The 16,354-nt window shown below is 58.3% G+C and carries 17 protein-coding genes and 3 pseudogenes; 16 read left to right on the forward strand and 4 right to left on the reverse strand.

The annotated features are described in order from the left end of the window. Positions 1–147 precede the first annotated feature (147 nt). The 3 genes from BM348_RS00715 to BM348_RS00725 all read left to right on the forward strand — a co-directional run bounded on the left by BM348_RS00715 (position 148) and on the right by BM348_RS00725 (position 3,034). On the forward strand, positions 148–1,278 hold the full coding sequence (locus BM348_RS00715) for a bactofilin family protein (protein ID WP_092900610.1): 1,131 nt from the start codon (positions 148–150) through the stop codon (positions 1,276–1,278). A 110-nt stretch (positions 1,279–1,388) separates the two neighbouring features. Further along, positions 1,389–1,622: a ubiquitin-like small modifier protein SAMP2 gene (samp2, locus tag BM348_RS00720; RefSeq protein WP_092900613.1), complete on the forward strand. Its 234-nt coding sequence runs from the start codon at positions 1,389–1,391 to the stop codon at positions 1,620–1,622. 623 nt (positions 1,623–2,245) lie between these two features. Beyond that, the gene (locus BM348_RS00725; protein WP_092900615.1) at positions 2,246–3,034 is read left to right on the forward strand and encodes a mechanosensitive ion channel family protein; all 789 of its coding nucleotides are present in this window, start codon (positions 2,246–2,248) and stop codon (positions 3,032–3,034) included. 58 nt (positions 3,035–3,092) lie between these two features. Here BM348_RS00725 and BM348_RS00730 read toward each other — a convergent pair whose 3' ends face one another. Further along, positions 3,093–3,518, reverse strand: a complete 426-nt coding sequence (locus BM348_RS00730; RefSeq protein WP_092903506.1) for a hypothetical protein — start codon at positions 3,516–3,518, stop codon at positions 3,093–3,095. Positions 3,519–3,839: 321 nt separating this feature from the next. Here BM348_RS00730 and BM348_RS00735 point away from each other — a divergent pair, with 321 nt between their 5' ends. From BM348_RS00735 to BM348_RS00745, 3 genes are all read left to right on the forward strand, one after another. Beyond that, positions 3,840–4,292 (forward strand): DUF1467 domain-containing protein, encoded by a 453-nt coding sequence (locus BM348_RS00735; protein ID WP_092900618.1) that lies wholly within the window; start codon positions 3,840–3,842, stop codon positions 4,290–4,292. Between the two features lie 50 nt (positions 4,293–4,342). Beyond that, on the forward strand, positions 4,343–4,867 hold the full coding sequence (locus BM348_RS00740) for a GNAT family N-acetyltransferase (protein WP_092900621.1): 525 nt from the start codon (positions 4,343–4,345) through the stop codon (positions 4,865–4,867). Positions 4,868–5,012: 145 nt separating this feature from the next. Next, entirely contained in the window at positions 5,013–5,381 is a 369-nt protein-coding gene (locus tag BM348_RS00745) for a hypothetical protein (protein WP_092900624.1), read from the forward strand. Between the two features lie 85 nt (positions 5,382–5,466). Here the strand turns inward: BM348_RS00745 and BM348_RS00750 are convergent, their stop codons facing one another. Further along, positions 5,467–6,813: a tryptophanase gene (locus BM348_RS00750; RefSeq protein WP_092900627.1), complete on the reverse strand. Its 1,347-nt coding sequence runs from the start codon at positions 6,811–6,813 to the stop codon at positions 5,467–5,469. Positions 6,814–7,211: 398 nt separating this feature from the next. Between BM348_RS00750 and BM348_RS20485 the strand changes: the two genes are divergently transcribed. The 3 genes and pseudogenes from BM348_RS20485 to BM348_RS00755 all read left to right on the forward strand — a co-directional run bounded on the left by BM348_RS20485 (position 7,212) and on the right by BM348_RS00755 (position 9,389). Further along, positions 7,212–7,985 (forward strand): hypothetical protein, encoded by a 774-nt coding sequence (locus BM348_RS20485; protein WP_139231120.1) that lies wholly within the window; start codon positions 7,212–7,214, stop codon positions 7,983–7,985. A 175-nt stretch (positions 7,986–8,160) separates the two neighbouring features. Continuing rightward, a complete protein-coding gene (locus BM348_RS20490; RefSeq protein WP_139231121.1) occupies positions 8,161–8,493 on the forward strand; it encodes a hypothetical protein in 333 nt (110 codons plus the stop codon). 82 nt (positions 8,494–8,575) lie between these two features. Then, a pseudogene (locus tag BM348_RS00755) lies at positions 8,576–9,389 on the forward strand (IS5 family transposase). A 205-nt stretch (positions 9,390–9,594) separates the two neighbouring features. Here BM348_RS00755 and BM348_RS00760 read toward each other — a convergent pair. After that, on the reverse strand, positions 9,595–10,662 hold the full coding sequence (locus BM348_RS00760; protein ID WP_217641989.1) for a S8 family peptidase: 1,068 nt from the start codon (positions 10,660–10,662) through the stop codon (positions 9,595–9,597). A 384-nt stretch (positions 10,663–11,046) separates the two neighbouring features. On the opposite strand from BM348_RS00760, the pseudogene BM348_RS00765 reads away from it, so the two are divergent. The 7 genes and pseudogenes from BM348_RS00765 (at position 11,047) to BM348_RS00795 (ending at position 16,165) form a co-directional block, all read left to right on the forward strand. Then, positions 11,047–11,674 (forward strand): annotated as a pseudogene (locus tag BM348_RS00765) (IS6 family transposase). Between the two features lie 87 nt (positions 11,675–11,761). Then, complete coding sequence (locus tag BM348_RS00770; RefSeq protein ID WP_092900630.1) at positions 11,762–12,217, forward strand: RDD family protein; 456 nt, start codon at positions 11,762–11,764, stop codon at positions 12,215–12,217. Positions 12,218–12,378: 161 nt separating this feature from the next. Then, positions 12,379–13,049, forward strand: a pseudogene (locus tag BM348_RS00775) (IS6 family transposase). A gap of 87 nt (positions 13,050–13,136) precedes the next feature. Then, positions 13,137–14,765: a long-chain fatty acid--CoA ligase gene (locus tag BM348_RS00780; protein ID WP_092900633.1), complete on the forward strand. Its 1,629-nt coding sequence runs from the start codon at positions 13,137–13,139 to the stop codon at positions 14,763–14,765. A gap of 95 nt (positions 14,766–14,860) precedes the next feature. Then, a complete protein-coding gene (locus BM348_RS00785; protein ID WP_092900636.1) occupies positions 14,861–15,244 on the forward strand; it encodes a hypothetical protein in 384 nt (127 codons plus the stop codon). A 208-nt stretch (positions 15,245–15,452) separates the two neighbouring features. Then, a complete protein-coding gene (locus BM348_RS00790) occupies positions 15,453–15,830 on the forward strand; it encodes a winged helix-turn-helix domain-containing protein (RefSeq protein ID WP_092900639.1) in 378 nt (125 codons plus the stop codon). Positions 15,831–15,832: 2 nt separating this feature from the next. Then, on the forward strand, positions 15,833–16,165 hold the full coding sequence (locus tag BM348_RS00795) for a hypothetical protein (RefSeq protein ID WP_092900642.1): 333 nt from the start codon (positions 15,833–15,835) through the stop codon (positions 16,163–16,165). Positions 16,166–16,195: 30 nt separating this feature from the next. Here the strand turns inward: BM348_RS00795 and BM348_RS00800 are convergent, their stop codons facing one another. Beyond that, positions 16,196–16,342: a DUF1328 domain-containing protein gene (locus tag BM348_RS00800; RefSeq protein WP_082146712.1), complete on the reverse strand. Its 147-nt coding sequence runs from the start codon at positions 16,340–16,342 to the stop codon at positions 16,196–16,198. Positions 16,343–16,354: the final 12 nt, after the last annotated feature.

A 16,354-nucleotide genomic window follows, 5' to 3' on the forward strand; every position in this document is an offset into this window, starting at 1 on the left:
CGGGCCGAAGATAAAACGACCGAACCGCGAGCGGACTGGAACGCTCGAGCGTCCAGTTCGCCGACGGTCTCGAGTCGGTCGTTCTGACGCTCACTAAAAGTATCATCATAGACACTATTTTATCCGCCAGCGCGGCGTACCGGCGATATGTCACCTGATACCACAGCAGCGTCGAAACCCAACGCGTCGAACCGGTCGTCGGCCGGTCAGCTCGCTCGAGTCGCCGTGCTCGTAGCGGTCCTCGTGCTCGTCGTCGGCAGCGGGCCGGGGCTGGTCGCCGCCCAGTCGGTCGACGGCCCCGACGGGTTCGACGGCACGGTCACCGTCGAGGAGGGAGAAACCGTCGACAGCGTCGAGGCGTTCGCGGGCAACGTCATCGTCGACGGCACCGTCACCGGCGACGTGAGCGCGCTCGCCGGAAACGTCTACGTCAACGGCGAGGTCGAAGGGGACGTTTCCGTCGCCTCGGGCAACCTCGAGATCAACGGGACCGTCGGCGACGACGTGAGCGCGGCCGCGGGGAACGTCCGCCTCGCCGAGAACGGGTCGGTCGGCGGCGACTTTCAGGCTGGCGGGGGAACCGTCGTGATCGACGGAGCGATAGACGGCGACGCGCGGATCGGCGCGGACACGATCGAACTCGGCGAGACGGCGTCCATCTCGGGCGACCTCGAGTACAGCGGGGACCTGCAGGGCGAGACGGGAGTCGTCGAGGGCGAGGTCACCGAGGACTCGTCCATCGGCGTCGGACCCGATACGGGGCTCGAGCCGATCGTGACGTGGGTGTTCGCGCTGTACACGCTGGCGCTGAACCTACTCCTCGGAGTGGCGTTGCTCTTGCTCTTCCCGCGGTTTTCGAGCGGCGTCGCCGACCGGGTCGCGAACGCGCCGGTGCGGGCGGGGCTGGTCGGGCTGGCGGTGCTCATCGTCGTCCCCATCGCGCTGATCGCCCTCGCGATCACGGTGGTGGGAATCCCGCTCTCGATAATCGGCGGATTCGTTTTCGCGCTGTTCGTCTGGATCGGAATCGTCTACGGGCGGTTCGCCGTGGCCGCCTGGCTCCTGTCGCTGGTGGGACTCGACAACCGGTGGCTCGCGCTCGTCGTGGGACTGGTCGGCGGCGCGTTGCTCGCGCGAGTTCCGATCGTCGGCGGAATCGTGAACTTCCTGATCTTCCTGCTCGGTCTCGGCGCGCTCGCGATGACCCTCTACGGAGGACGGCGACGAAGCCGCGAGTCCCGGGCGCGAACGGGAACCGGCGAATCGACCGCCGACTGATCGGCCTCGAGCGGTCGACCGACGCCGTCTCGGACTCGAGCCGAATTGGACTCGAGCGCTCGATAGGCGTCCAACGACGCCCTCAAGTTCGAACGGCGACAACGGATCGTATGCGCGTCACCGTGGACGTCAAAGGCGAAGACACCCACGAGTTCGCCCTCGAGGACGTTCCCACCGATCCAGCCGCGGAGTCGAACGGGCCGCCGACGTACGCCGACCTCCTTTCCGAAGTCGATCTCAGCCCCCACGAGGTGTCCGTTCTCGTGGACGGCCGCCCCGTTCCGGAGGATCAGCCGGTCGACGCCGACCACGTCACCGTGCTTCGATTGATCAAGGGCGGGTAAGCCCGAATTACTAAATTCGCCAGCGCGGTCGGGCGATCGGGGTTGACCGATCGATCGCGCAGTGCAGAGACCGACTCACTCATCGGCTCGTTCGACCCGGTAGGGCGCGTCTCCGCTCCGAATCGGATGTGACACGCCAGTCCGTCATCGCCGGTTCGAACGAACTGCGGGTCGGTTTCCATCGCTGAACGCTGGGCGACTCGAGGGGGCACACGAGTCGAGTTCGACGACTCGAGGACCTCGAGATCGACGGCAATTCCGTCGCTGTCGACTCGAATTTTACTTCGTGTCTCAAACCGAGCAATGAGCGGAAGCTGAGAGATCAGCGGGCTAGTCGATAGCTCTGATCGTCCGGCCGCGATACCGGTCGACGAGCCCGTGTATCGGGGGCGAGTCAATCGTCTTTTATCGGCCCCAGTCTCTCGGTTTCGGTCGCCGATCGGCAGGAGAGCAACTCGGCTGGTGGTTCGGTTCGCTCTCGATCCGTGACGGCTCGAGATCCGTGTTACTCTCCGTAGCAGGTAGTTCATCGATCGTATCAACCGCGTTGGAAACGGAGTTTTTTACAGACTCCAAAATACCTACACAATTACAAAGGCCGGATCGAGCCAACGTCGACTGGCATGGTACAATCTCTACCCGCACAGGCGGTACAGCTTCCGAACTGGCTGCAAGAGCCGGTCGCAGAACTGATAACGTTCGTTCCCCGGCTGATCGGGGCGGTGGTCATCCTCCTCATCGGCTGGGTCGTCGGCCGCTTCGCCGCGCGCGTCGTGGGACGCATCGCCGACGGCATCGAACTCGATCGGATGGTCCTCGAGACCCCGCTCGGGCGAATCCTCGGCGGCACCGAACAGGCCGTCTCGAACGCGTTCGGGTCGTTGGCGAAGTGGTTCGTCTACGCACTCGCGATCCTCGCGGCGGCGAACGCGCTGGCGATCCCGACGCTCTCGGAGTGGATCTCGACGGCGGTGTCGTACCTGCCGGCGTTCATCGCCGGCCTGCTCGTCATCGTCCTCGGATTCGTCGTCGCGGACTTCGTCGGCGACGTGATCGAACGGACTCGAGCCGCGACGCAGACGGCCTACGCGGGCTGGTTCGCGAACGGCGCACGGATGTTCCTGTACTTCACGGCGATCGTCATCGGCCTCGACACGATGGGGATCGACGTCGGCATCCTCTACGTCTTCGCCAGAGCGCTCGCGTGGGGACTGGCGGCCGCGGTGGCCATCGGTGCCGGCGTCGCCTTCGGCTGGGGCGGCAAGGACTACGTCTCCGAGAACATCGACGGCTGGATGGGCCGGACGAGTACGGTCACGCCGTCCGAAGAGACCCGAAGCGAGAGTCCGCGCGGCAGCGACCGCGATACGGGCTCCGAACCGAGCGCCGGACCGGGTGCAGAGGACGACTAGACGACCCGCACGGGCGGGCCGGCCCACGCCCGAAAGACGCGTCGCGGACGGGTCGGCGTTACTCGGTCGGCGGCGCTATTTTTTCGGCTCGCTCGTCGTCTCCCTCCCAGGGAAAGAGCGGCTTGACCGGGACGACGACGTCGGATCTGACGAGTTTGCCGTCGATCCGTCGCCGCTTTTTGACGCGGGCAAGTCGGTGCGTCCCGGCGTAGACGCGCTCGATCCGCTCGAGGATCGACTCGAACGCGTCGGCGTCGAAGCGCTCGGCCGAAACCCGATCCGTGGCGACGGCGACGCCGTTTGATCGCGCGTAGACGTCGAGACGGCCCTCGAAGACGCGCTCGAGGGCGGCGATCTGCTCGTGAACGTCGCCGACCGACTCCCGACCAGATCTTTCTGGGAACGAGACGTACGCCTGATACTCCTCGGGATCGTCCACGACGTAGCGGTGCCAGAGTCGCTTCGCTCGAGATAACCCCCTCATCGACATCGCACGCGAGGATCGCGCGGGGCAGTTGGAGTGCGGTCGGCCACTCGAGAGATCTCGATCGGCGGCGCGGTATCGATCGAGGGCGAATTTTGGCTCGGCGACGCGATCTCGGTCACTCGCGGATCGTCGGCCGGCGGCGATCCTTCGAACGGTCGGTGTGTCTCCTGTCGCATCGTTCTCACGTTCGTCTCGTCCGCGGCGGTAATACGTTCTTTGTTGTCCGCTCAGGAGCGTCATCGAGCCGTTTATTCACCGAACCTGATCGTTTCGCAGTCCGCGAGACATATGTACTGGCATCCGATACTTGCTGGTAGAATGCGTCCCACAATCCCTGCGCGGTCGACGCTCTCTCTCGCAGTTTCGGCCGGAGTCGTCGCCCTCGGCGTCGCGGTTAACGACGGATTTGCGCCCTCGCTTCGAACGGTTCTCGCGCTCGCGATCACCGCCGTCGGACTCTTCGGTATCGGAATCGTCGTCCGCGACCGCTCGCTCGAGTCCCTTCGGCTCGCCGCGGGCCAGTTCTGGGCGGGCGCGTTCGTGGCGTTTCTCCCCTACGGGCTGGCGACCTCCCCGAACAGCGAGGCGGCGGCGGCACTCGGCGATGCGTTCGCCGGGCCGCTCGCGTTCGTCGCGCTCGAGGCCGTCGCCGGGGCGGGGGTCCTCTGTGCGACCCTAGTAACGGTTCTTTATGCGTTCGCGAGTTACGGTATCTATCCGGGGCGACCGACGCCCGAAGAACGCGTGCTCGAGCGCCAGCGAAACGAGTAGGTTCCGAGGACGTGACCGTGTCGGCGACCGACTAGCAGACCACCAGAACAATGTACACCCGTACTGCGACCAGCGAGGACGCCCTCGAGGTCCGGCGGATTCTCGACGCGGCGATGCTCGAGCCCGGCGACGTCGAAGGACGAATCGACGCGAACGACGTCTTCGTCGCGGGGGATCGCCGGCCAGCGACCCGCGCTCGCGCTGACCGCGCCGGATCGGCACGGATCGACAAGACCTCGAGAGCTGAGAGTGGTGAGTCGACACAAACAGGACGCGACGAATCAGCGAACGCCGACGAGCGAATCCTCGGAACGATCGTCCTCGAGCCGCTCGAAGACGTCGCGGAGGGGTTCGAAGGCGCTGGGGACAGCGCACACATCGGTGCGATCGGCGTTCGACGGCGACACCGCGGCCAGGGAATCGGACGGGCGCTGGTCGAGCGTGCCCTCGAGCGCGAGGGCCGGTTGACCGCCCACTTCGACGCCGGGGTTCGGCCGTTCTACGACTCGCTCGAGTTCTCGATTGAGCCGATCGACGACGAGCGGTATCGGGGCTCGCTCGAGGAATCGCGCTGAGAGGTTGGAGTAGTCGTCTCTGTCCCCTGAGAGCGCGGGCCGGTTATCGCTGCGAGCGCGGATAAGTTATCCCCGCAAGTGCGGATCGGGTATCTCTGCGAGCGCGGGTCGGTTTTATGGGTGATACCGTGGTACGTCGGTGCGCATGAATCTACAACGGCTCCTCCGCGGTGATCCCGGGCGGAACTCGCTGCTGTACCTCGGGATCGGTGGCATCTCGCTGGTGAAAGCCCTCGCGGTCAGGGACGACCCGGAACGGTTCCGCCGCGAACTGCTCGACGCCGGGTTGTTCATCGGCGTCGGACTCCTTTTGCGCCGCTACAGCACGATGCGAGAACAGAAGCGCGCGGAACTGCAGGAACAGATTCCGGACTGGGTCGTCGACGTCGCCGGCTCGACGGGCTCACAGAGCGGTCTGCGATCGAAAGCGAAACGGCGGCTCACCGGCGGGGCGCAAGCGGAGACGGAACCGACGCTCGGCGATCACGCACGGAGTATTCTGAAAAACCGCTAACTGTCCTGAAAAACCGCTAACTGTCCCTGCAGACTGAACGAAGGCTCAACGACGGACCGCAAACGCGCTCGCTTCTAGACCGCCGCTAGTTCGTGACCGGCTCGAGTTCGGCGGTAAAGTGGCGCAGTTCCGGAATCTCGGGCTCGGTCGCGAGCCGAAGTCCGTCGACCGCGTCGCGGTTCTCGTAGGCGCTCTCGACCGTCTCGAGGACGTGTTCGAAGTGCTCCTGGTGGTAGGTGCGACGAGGGATCGCGAGCCGAACGAGTTCCGGTCGGTCCGAGTCGGGGAACGCGAAGCTGCCGAGTTCGACCCCGCGGACACCGCCTTCCCGGTAGAGTTCGCAGACCAGGACCTGTCCGGGGAACTCGCTCGAGTCGAGGTGTGGGTAAAACGAGCCGGCGTCGAGGTAGACGGCGTGGCCGCCGGCCGGCGTATAGATCGGGATATCGGCGTCCTCGAGCATCGATGCGAGCGTTCGAACCTGCTCGATTCGGTCCTCAATGTAGGCGTCGGTGACCGCCTCGCGAAGCCCGACGGCCATCGCCTCGATGTCTCGGCCGGCCATGCCGCCGTAGGTCGGGAACCCTTCGTAGAGGATCGCGCGACTCTTACAGCGCTCGAAGAGGGCGTCGTCTCGAGTCGCGACGAACCCGCCCGTGTTCGCGAGGCCGTCTTTCTTCCCGCTCATGACGACGGCGTCGGCGTACTCGAGCTGTTCTCGAGCGATGTCGCCGACGGTCGCGTCGGCGTACTCGTCCTCACGTTCGCGGACGAAGAAGGCGTTCTCGGCGAATCGACAGGCGTCGATGACAAACGTGGCGTCGATCTCGTCGGCGAAGGCGCGAACCCGGCGCGTGTTCTCGATGCTGACCGGCTGTCCGGCCGTCGAGTTGTTCGTGATCGTCGAGATGACAAGCGGCACGTTCTCCGCGCCGACCTCGGAGACGGCCTCGCGGGCGCGTTCGACGGAAAAGTTGCCTTTGAACGGTTCCTCTGCGGTCAGGTCGTGTGCGGCGTCGGTCGGACAGTCGACTGCCTCCGCCCCCTGGTTCGCGACGTGGGCTCGAGTCGTATCGAAGTGGGTGTTGTTCGGGACGACGTCGCCTTCGGAGAGAATTGAGCCATAGAGCACGTTCTCCGCGCCTCGGCCTTGATGGGCCGGGATCACGTGCGGGAATCCCATCACGTCTTCGACGGCCGACTCGAGGCGTTCGAAACTCGACGACCCGGCGTAGGACTCGTCGCCGCGGTGGAGCGCGGCCCATTGCTCGTCGCTCATCGCTCCCGTTCCGCTGTCGGTGAGAAGGTCTATGTAGACGTCGTCGGCCGCGAGCGAGAAGACGTTGTAGCCGGCTTCCTCGAGCGCGCGCTCGCGCTCGTCCCTGTCGGGTAACCGGATCCGCTCGACGGATTTGGATTTGTAGGCGACCATGAACCCGGTGACGGCCTCGAGGTTGTTTACTCTATCTGATACAAAATAGCCATCGAAGGGGCGACCCGGACCCCAGCCGACGGCTTCGCGCAGTAATGAACGAAAGCGCGTGTACCCGGCGCGTCCATTATACTGCTCGGCGAGACCGTTGATCCACTTGCAAAGTGCTGCTTGGTCATGATGCTATGGCTTGTCGTCGTGATCTGGTGGCATTCGAAGAACCTCGAGAACAGCGATTGTCGGTTTCTAGTCGTAATACACCAACATGAATTCAGTGAATGTCGCATAAATATATTGGGGAAGAAACTTAACCCCACTAAGTATATCTTGATTCTTGAATAGTACTAATATACTAATGAAAATGACCAGATATAAGTGCTAATGGAAATTGCCCCCATATGCAGATGTCAGACAAAACTAATGATTTTAACCGAAGGAAAGTGCTTCAAAAGGCCGGATTTGGCGTTGTCGGATCTAGCCTCGCCCTCTCATCAGTGGGGGCTGCCCAATCGGCTGGAGCAAATGAGGGTGAAAACAAACTTAGTGAAGAAGAGAAAGAAGCGGTTCTCAAAGAGTTGGAAGAAATTGCTGAGGAAGAACTGAACGAGTGTCTTAAAAATAATACTGATGGTGACCTGAGTACAAAAGCTACAATTCCTAAGTGGGTTCCGGGACTTCCAGACGGGCTTCCGTTCAATTGGTGCCTAAATGTTCCGTTTGGTCCTGAGATGTGTGCACTCGCTGAAGCACCAATCATGGAGGAATCACTCAGTTGTGGCGGAAACTATTTTACTGGCCGATCTGTCGGCATGTCGTTCGGTTACGGTCCTAATATAGATATCGAAGATGATGATATCACAGGGAATATCCAGAACGAAATCAGCTTTAGTCTTTTAATAGACGAAAGCAACGGTTGTATCTATGTTGAAACAGGCGTTGGATTTGACACAGCGTGTCTCGGACCAAACTGTCCCGATTATCCTGACCTAAGTGACGTTTCCGTTACTGAGTTGGCTAATACACTGTACGATACCTCTCGAGACTTAGCTGAAGATATCTTTGACGCCGCTGGTCTTAATCCACCAGAAATTATCATCATTGCCGCGGCTATTTTGATCGCAGTTGCAGGGTCCCTGATCACTCTTAAACCACCGACCCTTGTTCCGGCATAGACTATAGGAGCCTTTGTAAACGGATTCCTCCTCTGATTGTGAAGCCGTCTTTTGACGGGTGTATAGCGATTTTTACCAGTAACTATCCATCGCATGGTTAATAATATAATCTGGTTCTTTAGTTTATAGCGTGTAGAACAGAAAGTATATAAAGTTCAGAACCCCAACAGGCAATATGGTTTCGATAAACCGTTGGCAATATCCATATATTGCATTAGCTGTTGCAGCATTTGGCCTTACTATTGCTGGGTATTATTTCGCTGGTATTAGCATAGCATCTGTGTATCCTGCAGTTATCGGTGTTGGATTGCTAATTATTGTAGCACACCCTACTCTATCTGGATATGTGATGTCTGGTTTTGGAGTCCTATCGCTAATTACTGCTGGCATGCTCACAATTGGTGATGCAAGCTTTATTGTCCAAGGAACTCTTATTGTTATTGGAATAGGTGCTCTCGTCGGGGGCATCCGGTTTGAAAAACGTCGTACCAATAACCAGCTTAAATAGTGATTATAGGTTCTGGTGAACCGCTGGACGGCGCCGGCTTCGACCGTCAGAGCGAGAGAGATAAAGCGGGAAGCCGATGCCTATGCCGAAGATCTTCCGCTTCACGAGCAAAGCCGTTCAGTTAGCTAAAATGCTGTTGGTGGCCGAGACGAAGTTGCCGCCCCCTAAGAGGTGGCGGCTTCGCTGAGCGTGCGTGGTGTCGCTGCACTGTCTGTGAGTTTACCTGAAGAAGTCCTACCAAGAATCGTAAGATTTGCTGAGCGAAATGCCACAGATACTCGGGGAAATCGGCCTCGAAGCGGCCGATCTTCCCAATCACTCGACGCTAGTCAAGTGGTTTGACGGAATCAAGACAGCACTCTGGCGAGTGCTGCTGCGCCTCTCGGCGCAACTGCACGATCTCTCTGAGCACGCTGCGATCGATGCAACGTTCTATGAACGAGACCATGGCAGCCGCCATTACTGCCATCGAACGAATTATCGCGTTCAGACGCTCAAAGTCACAAAACTCGTCGATACAGCAACGCAAGCTGTGCTCGATCTTCACTGCTCGACGACGTTAGAAGGTAGCGACGTGGATCTCTGTAAGCAGATCGCCCGCCGGAACGCGGGCGATCTGCGGTCTCTAGCCGCTGATAAGGCTATGACAAGCAACAACTCCGTGACCTCGACATTCGACCGCTGATCAAACACCGGATCTTCGCACCGTACGATCACGCACACAACGCCCATATTGACGAATATCGATACGCTCAGCGGTCAATGACCGAAACCGTCACTCCGCCGTCAAGCGCTCGCTCGGCTACGCCGTGCGAGCGTGTAGCTGGTATCGAGAGTTCCGGGAAATTACTCTGATGTGTGCCGTCTATAACATCAAACGCGCTGTCAAACAGTAAAATTCACCGCCTTACAGCGATTCAACAGAGCCGTGGATTCAGAAGCACCTCTATCGACTTGAGTGTTATATCTTGAATATATAATTATTATAGAACAGATTGAAAATATTAGTTGGTGTTAAATTTGTTGGGGTGAATAGCGTGCTTTCCGAGGACAAGTTCGACATACTGTAGCCCTGTTGAACCCTAACAATACGTTATGGATTTATTGATTAAGGTAGTCTATCGTGGTACGAGCGTCGATTCGACCTGCACCGAGCCCGGTCGTTCCATCGCCAGTCAACGGAACAGCCCCCTTCTGAATCGCCTGTGTAATCTTTCGCGGATGGATGTCGGGGTTAAGCTCTCGGACCAGACATGCAAGGCCAGCAACGTGTGGTGCCGCGACTGATGTCTGCGATGTATACGAATATCGCTGGGGACTGAGCTCTTCTGGGACCGTTGAAAGAATCTGTTCACCAGGCGCTGCGACTGTTGTCGTACTGTCTCCAAAGTTAGAGTCGTCTCGTCGGGTGTCGGTTTCGTCGACTGCTGCAACGCTGATCGTTCCTGGATTGCTGGCAGGAAGTACGTATCCGGGATACTCGTTCATGTTGAGGCCCTGATTGCCCATCGCAGTAACGACAGTCGTCCCCTGCTCGATCGCGTATTGGATAACTCGATTGAACGCAGCGAACATTCGTCGCCGAGCAACGCTCCCAGGATTACGGCCAGTAACAACTAAGCTGATGTTCGCTACGTCAACGCCGATTTTAGCGGCGTAATCGATCGCAATTAATAGATCAACTGAATTACCACTCAAACGATAATCATTGGCCTTCTCAAGGAAGAATGGTCGGAGCGAGACGAGTTTTGCATCGGGTGCAACGCCGACAATTCCGCTTTCATTTCGCGGTGCAGTGGCAATCCCGGCAACGTGAGAGCCGTGCCAATTGACATCAGTTGCAACGAATCGCTCGACCGACTCCAACTTCGTCGAGAGGTTAATTGTATCGACTCCGGCAGCGATAGTTCCATTGCGGAAGAGTCGACTGCGGTCGCGGTCAAGTTGCGATTTCAAGTCGGGATGAGTGTGATCAACACCAGTATCGATTACCGCAATCGTCGTTCCCTTCCCGGTTACGATATCGTGTGCGTCGAATGCACGGATATGTTCCATAGACCACTGTTCTTTGTATGGCGACGTTTCGTCTTCCGTGCTATTGTCCTTTCCCAGACCAGTCGGTTTGACGGTAACCGATTGATTCGCAACCGCACTCGTGACAACTACCATAGACTGGAGTTCAGCCACCGTCCCCGCGGGCCCCTGAACGATAAGGACAGAACCATCCGCAAGTTCGTGCAAAATCTCGTACCCTGCATGTTCGAGTCGTGCAGTCTGATCTGTGCTGCCTGCTAGGACGATATATTGGTCTTCGTCAGGTTTTCGTTGCCCACTCCCAGTAGTAGTACCAATCAAATCGACTGATAGACCAGCCACTACACTCTTCCGAAGTAGCGAACGTCGGTGGAAATTATCAATGGAGTCCCCCATCATAGTCGGTTGTTATCTCTTTATTATATATTTAACTATAATGTTTAGACAAAGTAACTACCAAATACCACCTCGAAAATGGCGGTACTCAGATAAAGATTGAAGAATGAAACGTAGCGTTTTTTGAGTGTCTATGCCGAAAACGCTATCCTTGGCGGTAATCTTGACCAGGTCGCTTTAGACTTTATTGAACGGGAAGCGACACCGCGGCTGTTGATGAAGTTGAGTATTCAACTCCATCTCGTTGGGCCTTCACTCTCGAATACTATTTTTATTCTTTAGCTATTCGATATCAAACATGATCGACCAATGGTTCATAAGGCCGATTTACAGTCCGAGTCTGGCCAGTGTCCGGATCATGTCGCGGTTGACGGGACTGTGATCCAGTTCAATGACGAGCAATATTGGCTGTACGCCACCGTCGATCCTGAAACAAACCAATTATTCCATACAAGACTCGTACCGACGACAACGAAGGTTATCGCTCATTCGTTTCTGACTGAACTCTCCGAGAAAACAGACGTCGAGAACGCCGTGTTTCTCATCGATAAATTGCATTCGTTACAATATGCGTGTCAGCGTCACGGCTTTGATTTCAGATTCGAGAAACATGGAAATTAGAATGTTATTGAACGTGTCTTTCAGGTGATAAAACAACGAACCATCTGTTTCTCAAACTGTTTCAGCAACGCCGAAGCAGAAACTGTCGACGACTGGATTGTTCAGCTTCGCATGGAATCAGCTTATCTGAACACTACCAGCCGAACCAGCCGAAGGATAAATAGTAAGTAAGCCGTTCGAAATGCTTTTAATTCATAGCTAGCTCATTCTGAGTATAATGGCGTCTGGTACTGATTCAGCTTATTGTGGCGTCGGTGTCCGTGGAGTTGCCATGTTTGTCGATTCGTTTATCTGGCTCCTTCTTACGTTCATTGCGATGCCGATAATCGGACTTCTCACTGGAAACATCGAGACAAGCAATGGTGTTTATGCGGACTTAGACGGTATCGCTGCGATTCTTGGACTTACTCTGTGGTTTATACTTGCAATTAGCTATCACACTATCTGCGAGTGGAAATATGGACAAACGGTAGGCAAATATCTTGTTTCAATCAAAGTTACACACGAAAATGGAGGATCACTTTCTTTGCAAGAATCATCTCTTCGGAACCTACTCAGACTCATTGACTGGCTCCCAGCATTCTATATTGTTGGGATGGGGGTGTTGCTCATGTCTGATCAATATCAGCGAATTGGGGACCGGGTTGCGAACACAATTGTTGTTCGGAAGTGATATTGATTATACAGCTCATCATGTGGCTCTTATGCGGGGAGCAACCAGATATTCATCACACAGAGATATTTCACTCTCTCACTCGAAAGCATCTATTCAATGGCACTGTCTAGTTGAGCCAGTTTGAGGAACGAGCAGGTCGTTGAGTGAATTGGACTAGAATGCTCGCAGACCTGCTCATCGAGTGCTATGACCCGTATTTAGAAGAATCTTGGGAGCGGACGGCGACGCCGGTCAGGGCGTTCGCCATCCGCCTCCACGAAACCGGTTGTTCGCTCCGTGAGACAACTACAATCGTGGCGGAATTAGGCGTTGAACGCTCGCATGGAGCGGTTTGGAATTGGGTACATCGGCTGGCTGACAGCGAGTACAACCCGCCTTAGCGCAGCCGAAGCGGGTCGCGGTTGACGAGACTGCTATCAAAATCAACGGCGGGTGGTTTTGGTTGTACGTTGCAATAGACACTGAGACGAAGCTAATTCTCGATGTCGCGTTGTTTGGTCGGCATGGCACCGATCCGGCAGCTGCGTTTCTGCATCGACTCGACGAGAAATACGATCTCTCCGACACCGTATTCCTCGTGGATCAGTTCGGGTATCGGACTGCCCTTGCTCGATTGGGATTGAACGGTCGGTTCAGCTACACCGAGCGAAACCTCATCGAAAAGTGGTTTCACACCCTCAAAATGCGTATCGACCGCCTCCACAACTCGTGGGTGGGCCGCCGGTCGAGCGCACGCGAATGGATTGAACAATTCATGCACTACTACAACCGACAGAGACCGCACCACGCTCTCGACGGAAAGACGCAGATCGAGGAGGTACAGAGCTAGACAGTGCCGGCGCGTCGTATATTTCTTTTCGCTGACAATGTGATGACAACACATACTATTATGAGGAATAGGGCAGAACCCAGAGACATGGCTGGGTACGACCAGACGTTGAGACCGTTTCTGTGGCGTGCCGAACGACTGTATCCCGACCGAGAGGTCGTCTCGCGAACACACGAGGGGATCGAGCGACAGACCTACGGCGAGTTCGCCGACCGAACCCGGCAGTTGGCGAACGCGCTCTCCGATCTCGGCGTCGACGACGGCGAGCGGGTCGGCACCTTCTGCTGGAATCACAGCAGACACGCCGAGATCTACTTCGGGGCTCCTAACATCGGGGGGCAACTGCACACGATCAACCCGCTGCTTCCGCCCGAGCACATTCAGTACATCGTCGAAAACGCCGAAGATACGGTGCTTGTCGTCGATCCGTCGCTGCTCGAGCCCCTCGAAGCGGCCTACGACGAAACGGCGTTCTCGAGCGTCGAGCAGTACGTCGTCATCGGCTCGGAGGTCCCCGAAACCAGCCTCGGTCCCGTCACCGACTACGAGTCCTTTATCGGCGGACAGTCGATCGAGTACGACTGGCCCGAACTCGACGAGGAGACGCCGGCGGGGATGTGCTACACCTCCGGAACCACCGGCAAGCCCAAGGGCGTCGAGTACACCCAGCGGATGCTGTGGTCGCACACGATGGCCACGCTTACCCCCCAGGGGCTCGGGGTTCGCGACGCGGACGTCGTGATGCCCGTCGTCCCGATGTTCCACGTCAACGCCTGGGGAATTCCGTTTACGGCCACCGCCGCCGGCGCGAAGCACGTCTATCCCGGCCCCTCGCCCGCGCCCGAAGACCTCGTCTCGCTCATCGAATCGGAAGGCGTCACGATTTCGGCCGGAGTCCCCACGGTCTGGCTCGGCGTCCTCGAGTACTTAGAGGAGAACGACGCGGACCTCTCCTCGCTCGAGCGTATCGTCATCGGCGGCAGCGCGGCCCCCAAGAGCCTGATCGAGCAGTACGACGACCTCGGCGTCGACGTCGTCCACGCCTGGGGGATGACTGAGATGTCGCCCGTCGGGACCGTCGCGCACATCAAGGAAGGGCTCGGCGACCTCTCGACCGACCAGCAGTACGAGAAACGCGGCAAACAGGGGCTTGCCGTCCCCGGTCTCGAGTTCAAAGTGGTCGACGACGACGGCGGGGAAATCGAGTGGAACGGCGAGGAGTTCGGCGAGCTGTACGTTCGGGGCCCGTGGGTGACCGACTCGTACTTCGAACGCCCCGATGCGAACGAGGCGGACTTCGAGGGGTCGTGGCTCAAGACCGGCGACATCGTCACCGTCGACGACGAGGGCTACATCCAGATCGTCGACCGCGCCAAGGACGTGATCAAAAGCGGCGGCGAGTGGATCTCCTCGGTCGAACTCGAGAACGCCATCATGGCCCACGACGACGTCAGCGAGGCGACCGTCGTCGGCGTCCCCCACGAGCGCTGGCAGGAACGACCCGCCGCGTTCGTGGTGCCGGCCGAGGGCGCTGACCTCGAGGAAGACGAGTTCGAGAGCGAACTCGAGGCGTTCGTCGGCGAGAACTACCCCGATTGGTGGACGCCCGATACCGTGGTCTTCATCGACGAGGTACCCAAGACCGCGACCGGGAAGTTCGACAAGAAGGCGCTGCGCGAGGAGTACGCGACGGAGGGCCTGCTCGCGGAGGAGTGAGCCATCTCGAGGTGAATCGAGACGATGGTCCGTGATTCGCTGACTTGGCGAACGCTCGTGATATACTATAGGTCTCCGAACGCAATCGGTGATCGATGAACGAATCTCGGTCACTTTCCGAACGGCTCACCGACGACCTGACAGCGGATCTATCGGTCAGCATCGCAGCGGTCGGTCTCGCACTGGTCGCGTTTTTCCTCGCACCAGTCGGCGAGAGCGTCGGCAATCGATTCCTGCTGATCTGTACGCTCGGCATCTTCATCCCGTACGCGTACGGCGAGTACTGGCCGGTGGAGTATTCGCCGACGTACGCGGCCGTCTGGACGGTCTCGGCAGGACTCGTAGCGTCAGGCATCTTTATCGGAGTCTTCGCGGTGGCTCAGTCCGCCCTGTCGAGTACCGCTGCGGGGGCCCTCGCGTTTGTCGCGACCGTCTGCGTGCAGTACGGGATCGCGATGGGGTTTCCCCGCGTTCGTTAGCGCCGACGAACCGGCAGACAGGAAACGCCACGGACGAGAAAGAGAGCCGCCGAAACGAACAGGCTCGAACGGCGTGTGACACAGACCGAAAAAAATACCTCGAGAATCGAACGTGATTGTCGTGACGGGAGCTTACCGAACAGGGCGTGACGGATTACAAACGAGCGCTCGGAACTCGAGACGCCGGATCATCGCGGAGCCACGACACGTGAGCGAACCAAACCGAGACGACAACGACGAGCGCGAGCGCGATCGATCGCACGAGATATTCGCCCAGCTCGACGACGAGTACGCGCGCGAAATCCTCGTCGAGACGGTCGGTGGTTCGCGGTCGGCACACGAACTCAGCGAGGCGTGTGACGCCTCGCTATCGACGATCTACCGGCGGGCCGAGCGGCTCATCGACTGTGGACTCCTCGCGGAGCAAACCGTGGTCGAAGACGACGGGAACCATTACAGCGTGTACGAAGCCCAACTCGACAATATCACGGTCGACTTAGACGAGGACGGCTTCACCGTCACGATCGAATCGAAACCGACGGAGAGCCTCTCGGACCGCTTCACAAATATGTGGGAGGGACTTTGACGATGACACCGATTCCAGCGGCGACGCGACTCTCGTTCGACTACCTGACGCTCCTCTCGGTGACGCTCGTCGCGATCGGGTTGGCGCTGTTCATCGTGTTTCAGGCCTATCGCGGCTATCGCCACCACCAGAGCCGTCGAATGCTGTTTCTCGCGACGGGATTGTTCCTGCTGACGATCGTTCCGTTCGCGTTCTCGATCGTCGTCGACTCGGCGGGGCAGCTAACGACGCTCGAACCTCGAGTCAGATCGTACTACCTCCCGATGGCGAGCCGGCTCAGCGAAGTCGGCGGACTCGGGTGTCTGCTCTATTCGCTGCTGATCGACGTCGAGTGAAGATCGTCACGTCCGGCGCGTGATGGACGTTTAGAGAAGCAGCGAAACGACCGCGAGCGCCAGAAAGATGAGCACGAGCCACTTCGCGATCGCCATCGTGAGCCCCGCGATCCCGTTGAGTCCGAAGAATCCTGCGAGTACCGCGACGACGAAGAACGTGAGCGCGAGTTCTAGCATGAATCGAACGTC

This window comes from Halostagnicola kamekurae (assembly GCF_900116205.1).
GTDB classification, from domain to species: Archaea; Halobacteriota; Halobacteria; order Halobacteriales; family Natrialbaceae; genus Halostagnicola; species Halostagnicola kamekurae.

What these genes read in the sequence shown, in the direction of transcription:
- BM348_RS00715 (WP_092900610.1), top strand. Translation starts at nt 148, where the DNA reads ATGTCACCTGATACCACAGCAGCGTCGAAACCCAACGCGTCGAACCGG.
- samp2 (WP_092900613.1), top strand. Translation starts at nt 1,389, where the DNA reads ATGCGCGTCACCGTGGACGTCAAAGGCGAAGACACCCACGAGTTCGCC.
- BM348_RS00725 (WP_092900615.1), top strand. Translation starts at nt 2,246, where the DNA reads ATGGTACAATCTCTACCCGCACAGGCGGTACAGCTTCCGAACTGGCTG.
- BM348_RS00730 (WP_092903506.1), bottom strand. Translation starts at nt 3,518, where the DNA reads ATGAGGGGGTTATCTCGAGCGAAGCGACTCTGGCACCGCTACGTCGTG.
- BM348_RS00735 (WP_092900618.1), top strand. Translation starts at nt 3,840, where the DNA reads ATGCGTCCCACAATCCCTGCGCGGTCGACGCTCTCTCTCGCAGTTTCG.
- BM348_RS00740 (WP_092900621.1), top strand. Translation starts at nt 4,343, where the DNA reads ATGTACACCCGTACTGCGACCAGCGAGGACGCCCTCGAGGTCCGGCGG.
- BM348_RS00745 (WP_092900624.1), top strand. Translation starts at nt 5,013, where the DNA reads ATGAATCTACAACGGCTCCTCCGCGGTGATCCCGGGCGGAACTCGCTG.
- BM348_RS00750 (WP_092900627.1), bottom strand. Translation starts at nt 6,813, where the DNA reads ATGGTCGCCTACAAATCCAAATCCGTCGAGCGGATCCGGTTACCCGAC.
- BM348_RS20485 (WP_139231120.1), top strand. Translation starts at nt 7,212, where the DNA reads ATGCAGATGTCAGACAAAACTAATGATTTTAACCGAAGGAAAGTGCTT.
- BM348_RS20490 (WP_139231121.1), top strand. Translation starts at nt 8,161, where the DNA reads ATGGTTTCGATAAACCGTTGGCAATATCCATATATTGCATTAGCTGTT.
- BM348_RS00760 (WP_217641989.1), bottom strand. Translation starts at nt 10,662, where the DNA reads ATGGTAGTTGTCACGAGTGCGGTTGCGAATCAATCGGTTACCGTCAAA.
- BM348_RS00770 (WP_092900630.1), top strand. Translation starts at nt 11,762, where the DNA reads ATGGCGTCTGGTACTGATTCAGCTTATTGTGGCGTCGGTGTCCGTGGA.
- BM348_RS00780 (WP_092900633.1), top strand. Translation starts at nt 13,137, where the DNA reads ATGGCTGGGTACGACCAGACGTTGAGACCGTTTCTGTGGCGTGCCGAA.
- BM348_RS00785 (WP_092900636.1), top strand. Translation starts at nt 14,861, where the DNA reads ATGAACGAATCTCGGTCACTTTCCGAACGGCTCACCGACGACCTGACA.
- BM348_RS00795 (WP_092900642.1), top strand. Translation starts at nt 15,833, where the DNA reads ATGACACCGATTCCAGCGGCGACGCGACTCTCGTTCGACTACCTGACG.
- BM348_RS00800 (WP_082146712.1), bottom strand. Translation starts at nt 16,342, where the DNA reads ATGCTAGAACTCGCGCTCACGTTCTTCGTCGTCGCGGTACTCGCAGGA.